The organism is Paenibacillus sp. OT2-17 (genome assembly GCF_009827695.1).
GTDB classification, from domain to species: domain Bacteria; phylum Bacillota; class Bacilli; order Paenibacillales; family Paenibacillaceae; genus Paenibacillus; species Paenibacillus polymyxa_B.
The window spans coordinates 1-6745 of the sequence record NZ_WUDQ01000181.1 but is presented as its reverse complement, the minus strand read 5'-3'; the positions used below and the strand labels follow the sequence as shown (position 1 = coordinate 6745).

Annotated in this window: 4 protein-coding genes and 1 other annotated feature; of the genes, 3 read left to right on the top strand and 1 reads right to left on the bottom strand. The window is 46.4% G+C overall.

What is annotated here, in order from left to right:
• Positions 1-779: AMP-binding enzyme (locus tag GRP75_RS16640; RefSeq protein WP_160789842.1), on the top strand; the 779-nt coding region annotated here is incomplete at its 5' end.
• Positions 780-902: 123 nt separating this feature from the next.
• Here the strand turns inward: GRP75_RS16640 and GRP75_RS16635 are convergent.
• Complete coding sequence (locus tag GRP75_RS16635) at positions 903-3926, bottom strand: penicillin-binding protein 1A (protein ID WP_160789841.1); 3024 nt, start codon at positions 3924-3926, stop codon at positions 903-905.
• Between the two features lie 135 nt (positions 3927-4061).
• Positions 4062-4328 (top strand) — a binding site (T-box leader).
• Between the two features lie 66 nt (positions 4329-4394).
• On the opposite strand from GRP75_RS16635, the gene tyrS reads away from it, so the two are divergent.
• Both tyrS and GRP75_RS16625 read left to right on the top strand, forming a co-directional pair.
• The gene (gene tyrS / locus GRP75_RS16630; protein ID WP_013310921.1) at positions 4395-5648 is read left to right on the top strand and encodes a tyrosine--tRNA ligase; all 1254 of its coding nucleotides are present in this window, start codon (positions 4395-4397) and stop codon (positions 5646-5648) included.
• 199 nt (positions 5649-5847) lie between these two features.
• Positions 5848-6717, top strand: a complete 870-nt coding sequence (locus GRP75_RS16625) for an AraC family transcriptional regulator (protein WP_068941495.1) — start codon at positions 5848-5850, stop codon at positions 6715-6717.
• The last annotated feature ends 28 nt before the right edge of the window (positions 6718-6745 follow it).

The following is a 6745-nucleotide window of genomic DNA, read 5'->3' as shown; positions in this document are numbered from 1 at the left end:
GGGAGCAGGTTGTTTCCAAATATGATCTCAGCAGCCTGCGGCATGTATTATCCGTCGGGGAACCGTTGAATCCAGAAGTGGTGCGATGGGGATGGCAAGTGTATACACAGCGCATTCATGATACTTGGTGGATGACGGAAACAGGAGCACAGTTGATCTGTAATTACCCTGAGCTGCCAATTAAGCCGGGTTCGATGGGAAAGCCACTTCCAGGTATTCAGGCTGCTATTTTGGACGACAGAGGGCAGGTGTTGCCTCCTGACCGGATGGGCCACTTGGCGATCCGTACACCATGGCCATCCATGATGAATCGTATATGGAACAATCCGAACAAGTTTCAGGAATATTTCCGCTTTCCCGGTTGGTATGTATCGGGTGATTCAGCTTACATGGATGAGGACGGATATTTCTGGTTTCAGGGTAGGATTGATGATGTCATTAACTCCTCCGGGGAGCGAATCGGCCCTTTTGAGGTGGAGAGCAAGCTTCTGGAGCATCCTGCAGTAGCGGAAGCCGGAGTCATTGGAAAACCAGATACCGTGCGGGGAGAGATTATCAAGGCTTTTGTTGCACTGCGTGAAGGCTATGCACCGTCTGAAGCTTTACAGCAGGACATCTATCGCTTCGTTAAGGAAGGGCTGTCTGCTCATGCTGCTCCACGCGAAATTGAGTTTAAGGAAAAGCTACCCAAAACCCGTTCCGGTAAAATTATGAGACGCGTGTTGAAAGCCTGGGAGCTTAACCTTCCTACAGGTGACTTATCTACCATAGAGGATTGAAGTGCTGTGCATATTAGAATTAAAAAAGGGAGTCTCCAAAGCCTTAATGGCTAAGGGGACTCCCTTTTTGTTAGGGTGAATCTCATATTCACCCAACCTATCACTTTCTGCTTTTGTCTTCAGTTATGGACGGACGGCTCCGGAAGGAGCCGATTCCCCTATGGTATTCATGGAAGTGACACGAAACCAGCCTTTTGGCTTTTTCCCCGACTTATATTCAAAGCTGGGAGATGCGGTAGAGCCTATGTTTGTAAAAGGCTCCGCACCGCTTTCGCTGTAATACACGTTATAGCCTGTAATAGCGTCCGCAGACTTACCTGCGCTCCATTGGAGCGCTACGGATGAGCCAGCGGCTTTAGCTTGAGGCTGTCCAGGGGCAGTAGGAACCTCTGTAGGCTGTGCACCTGTTCCATCTCCCTCGCCCGGAACGTCTGGAGACTCAGAATCTGCAGGTGGCACCACAGGTGCTGCGCTTGCTTTCGTGCTTGGCCCAGACTCATGGCCGCCTACATCAACGGCGGTCACGTAGTAGCTGGAGCTGCTGCCCCCAGGGCTGTCAGAGAACACCTTGGAGCCATCAGCCATAACAACCTTGCCAAGCCGTTGGAAGCTGCCCCCATCTGTAGAACGATACAGACGGTATCCTACAACGTCGCTGTTTCCGCTTGGGCTAAAGCTGATTATGGCTTTGCCGTCACTATAGCTTACGTTGATGCTAGATGGAGCGTTAGGGGCTGCTCCATCGTCCTTGCGTGGATCAATCTGAGTAGGAGCTTCCTTATCTGCATCCTGAGGCAGATAGTAGGACAACGAATTATGTCGTCTCATCACCTTGAAGGCTTGCTGAAGCTCTTTAATCAATTCTGAGATGGGCTTTTCCCGTTTTCTAACGGTCCGTTCATATAACATATCATCCGGTGTACCATCGCGTGGAATATAATTCACACCTTGGTAGGTAATATATTTCGCACGGCTCACACCATTTTCACTGTTTTTAGGTGGATACTTACTGTTATAAATGTCCGAACCATACGCGGATGCTGTACGGCTTACAATGCCGTCAGGTCTCTTGAAGCTGTCCGTTTGGAACAGCTGGGCATCTTTAGCTGTTACTTCATTCATGATTAGAGCCCATAAGCGACGAGCCCGCTCTTTTTGGACTTTCGTTTCAAGCTTATTGACAGGTTGCTTGTAACCAACCCATACACCCAGCGTGACGTCAGGCGTAAAGCCCTCGAACCAAACATCAGTGTAGGATTGCGTAGTGCCTGTCTTGCCGGCAATCGGAATCTTGCCGGATTGATCAAAGTTCCGCTTCACCAGTCTGCCTGTGCCTTCCGACACGGCTGTACGCAACATATCCGTCATCAGGTAGGCGGTTTGCGGTGAGAAGGCCTGCACAGGATTAGCCTGATGCTTATATACAATATTGCCTTGCGAATCCACAATCTTTTCGATCATATAGGCGTCATTAAACACACCGCCATTTGGAATGGCTCCATATGCATTCGTGAGTTCCTCGACGGTCACCCCATGGGCCAAGCCGCCAAGTACACCCGTTTGAGCGTTGTTATCACTGGATTCCAAGGTGGTGATACCCAGTTTTTTAGCAAAAGCCCAAGCATTGCTAATCCCTACTTTTTCGTTAAACAGCTTGAGTGCTATCGTATTTAGCGATTGATTCAGTGCATAACGCGCCGTAACCAATCCTTGATAGCGGTTGTTAGCATTTTTCGGAATGTGATATCCATTACTGCCATCTTTCAAAATAATAGGGGCATCATCCACGATACTACCAGGCTGCACAAGACCGCTGTCCAATGCAGGGAGATAGGCAGCAATCGGTTTCATTGCCGAACCTGGCTGACGTACCATCTGCGTGGCATAATTCATCTGCTCCTTTTGGAAGTCCCGACCTTCCATCATTCCAAGAATGGCGCCTGTTTTATGCTGAATCAGAATAGCCGCTGCTTGTTCGTCACCCTTGGTTTTACTAGTGGCAGAGAAGTTGTTTTTATTTTCTGCAATTTGACGCATAGATTTGTAGACGCTCTTATCAATGGTGGTGTACACCATATAACCGCCTGTGCGAAGCTGCTGTTCAGCTTCTTTGAGTAAATCGTTATCGTCCTTGGTCTTGGCATCTGCACTGGCATTAGCTGCTTGACCCGGATTGGTGACAGACATGAGTGCCTGCGCAGCCTGTCGTTCTGTTTCCATCATAAGGTATGGATAGGTGTTATAAGCTTTAACAGTGCGTGGTGCGAGAGATTTTTTGATATCAAAAGCCATCGCTTCATCATACTGTGCTTTATTGATTTTGTTCTCCTCCAGCATTCGACTGAGCACCAGGTGCTGGCGGTTGATGGCTCTTTTAAAGCCAGCTTCATTAAACTCGCCCTTACCGTTGTAAGCAGAATAAGAAGAAGGAAGCTGTGGCAAACCTGCCAGATAGGCGGCCTGGGCTACATTAATCTCGTTCAGATCATTCTCATTAAAAATACCTTTGGCCGCTGCTTTAATGCCAAAGACGTTGTAACCGCTTGAACCGTTACCAAAAGGTACTTTATTGAGATAGGCCGTAATAATTTGGTGCTTGCTCAGGAAGCGCTCAAGGCGCAGAGACAGCAAAATTTCTTTGACCTTGCGGTCATCCGTGCGATCGAGATTTAGAAAGACACGACGCGCAAGCTGCTGGGTGAGGGTACTACCCCCGGTTTGTACGGATTCATGCAGCGCCTTTTGCTTCACAGCACGCAGCGTTCCCGACAAATCGACACCTTTATGCTCATAAAAATGATTATCTTCAATGGCAATGACTGCGTCAATGACGAGTTGTGGAATCTCCTTAAACGTGACAGGTCTTCGATCTTCTTCTGTCCGAAGTTGTCCGATGGGAGAGCCATCATTGAAATAAGCGAAGCCTGTAATTGCATTCTTATCTACTTCCTGTAGGATCATGGATCTGGAACGCACGGGTTCGCTTTTTACAATAGAAGCGACATAGCCAGCGGCGGCCCCCCCTGCAAATAGTGCCCCCATAAAACCGATGATGATGACCCACTTTATGACACGGCCGAGCCTTCGCATGGTTGTCCTCAAGCGGGAAGGCTTTGGCGCTGATACATTGTTTTTTTCTTCAACCATTAAGTCTTCCTCCTTTATAACAGCCATTATTATAGCATAAAATTACAAAATGAACCCATATGCTAAAAAGCCTGTCTTTTGGTGTCGTTGACTACATAAAAGCAGTGTGTTATAAATAGGTCAAAGTAAATATCGTGAAAAGCAGAGAAAGACTTCAGTAGAAGGCGGATTCACGTTGTACAGAGAGCCGATGGGTGGTGTGAATCGGTAGCGTCCCTCCTTTGAATTACCGTCTGGAGCTGTCTGGATGAATGGAAAGCATTTGCAGGTTTGCGAAGCTACCATAGTAATCCAGTACCGGGTGTAGGCCCGTTATAGGAATGAAGTGAAAGAAATGTCTGTCTTTGACATGCGTTTCTTTAATTAGGGTGGTAACGCGAGTAGCTCCTTCTCGTCCCTTGGGATGAAAGGGGCTTTTTGGTTTGTATAATATGTAATATTTTGGATGAAAAATAGGAGGTATACAGGATGAAGTGGGAAGAATTGAAGCCGGAGCAACAGGTAGAGGTCGAGCGACAGCTAGAGGTGATACAGCGGGGTGTGGCGGAAATTGTACCGGAGGATGAGCTGAAGCGTAAGGTAATCAAATCGGTCGTTAGCGGCGAGCCGCTCAAAATTAAGCTGGGTCTTGATCCATCTGCGCCCGACATTCACATCGGACATACGGTTGTTATGCACAAACTGCGCCAGTTCCAGGAATTAGGCCATCAAGTGCAACTGATTATCGGAGATTTTACAGGCAGAATTGGTGATCCGACAGGTAAATCGGAGACTCGTAAGCAACTGACTGAGGAAGATGTACAGCGTAATGCACAAACGTACAAGGAACAAATTTTTAAAATTCTCGATCCTGAAAAAACAAAGGTATTCTACAATTCCGAATGGTTAGGGCCAATGTCTTTTGCTGATGTAGTAACCCTGTCGGCCAAAGTAACGGTTGCCCGTATGTTGGAACGAGATGATTTTACAAAAAGGTACCAAAACGGATTGCCGATCAGCATCCATGAGTTCTTTTACCCGCTGATGCAGGGCATGGATTCCGTGGCTCTCCAAAGCGATATTGAATTGGGGGGGACGGATCAGAAGTTTAATCTGCTGATGGGCAGAACCCTGCAAAAAGAATACGGAGTTGAGCCGCAGGCTACTATTACATTACCATTGCTTGAAGGGCTGGATGGCGTCCAGAAGATGAGCAAAAGTTTGGGGAACTACATTGGTGTTGATGAGGAGCCGAACGAAATATACGGGAAATCCATGTCCGTTCCTGACGAGCTGATGCTGAAATATTTTGAGCTTGCAACGGATATCAACAACGAGGAGCTGGCAGAGCTGGCGAAAGGTGTTAAGGACGGCTCAGTACATCCACGTGATGCCAAAATGAAGCTGGCTGGAACGTTAGTGCGCATGTACCACGGTGAAGAAGCAGAGGAAGCAGCGAAGCAGCATTTTGTGACCGTATTCCAGCAACGTGCGCTGCCTGACGATATTGAAGAGTTCACCTTGACGGCTGATCAGTTAGAAGAAGGTGGCATTCGTGTGATCCAGTTGCTGACTCATCTGGGCTTTGCAGCATCAAATGGTGAAGCCAAGCGCAGTATTCAGCAGGGTTCGGTCAAAATTAACGAAGAGAAATGGACCGATGTGAACGAAGCATACACGCCGAAGGAAGGCGACATTGTGCAGGTAGGTAAACGGAAATTTGCTAAAATCAAGCTTGGATAATGAAAATATATTCAAAAGCAGCACTGAGATTGTATCGATCTCAGCGTTGCTTTTTTTTCTGACAAGTGAAAAGTCATGGTAAACTTAGCACAAATAATCAAACATGTAGGTAAAGAGTTATACATAATGAAAACGTGGGTTGCACAATTTGGGTGTAGGATCGATAACCAAAACAATTACAAGTGCGGGGAAGGATTATATGGACTATTTTAAACGAATTCAGTGTGCGATTGAGTTTATTGAATTGAATCTCCGGGAGGATTTAAAAATTGCCGAGATTGCTTCACAGGCATGTTTTTCAGCTTTTCATTTCCAACGGGTTTTTCAGGCCATTTCGGGTTTTACGGTTCAACAATATATAAGAAGGAGAAGATTGTCCGAGGCGGCTGAACAGCTAAAACAATCCAATCAAAAAGTGTTGGACATTGCTATTGAGTATCAGTACAACTCACAAGAAGCTTTTACCCGCGCTTTTGAAAAGAATTTTGGGATCACCCCTGGCAAGTATCGTAACGGTGATATCGAGTTTCCTGCGCAAAGTAAAATCAATTTTCTGGATTACCAAAAAAATACGATGGGGGATTTGGATGTGAATAAGCCGGTGATATTGCAGCTCGAAACAGTTAAAATTGTAGGATATGAATATAAAACAAATCTGAATAATGAGCAGCACTATAAAGAAATCCCAGGGTTTTATGGGCACTTTGGAGCAAATGAATATTTTATGTTTATCCCGAACAAAATTGCACCGGGAATGTCATATGGGGTTGCCTGTCGATTTGAAGACAACGGTGCATTTTCATTTGTGGTGGGCGAGGCAGTTGAAAAAGAGTCAAAAGAACTGGCAGAGGGTTTCATATATATGGAGATTCCAGCAGGGAAGTATGCTGAGTTTGACGCTTCGGGTTCAGATGGACGGGTTCAGAATATACGAGACTTTATCTATGGCACATGGCTTCCTAATTCTAATTTTGAACGGAGGGAGGGGCCTGATTTTGAAATTACGGACGTGATGAATTCCTCCTATCCAGATCACTTGAGTATGAAGGTATACATCCCCATTGAATAAAACCCTCAGGCTCGATGCATAGGGAATA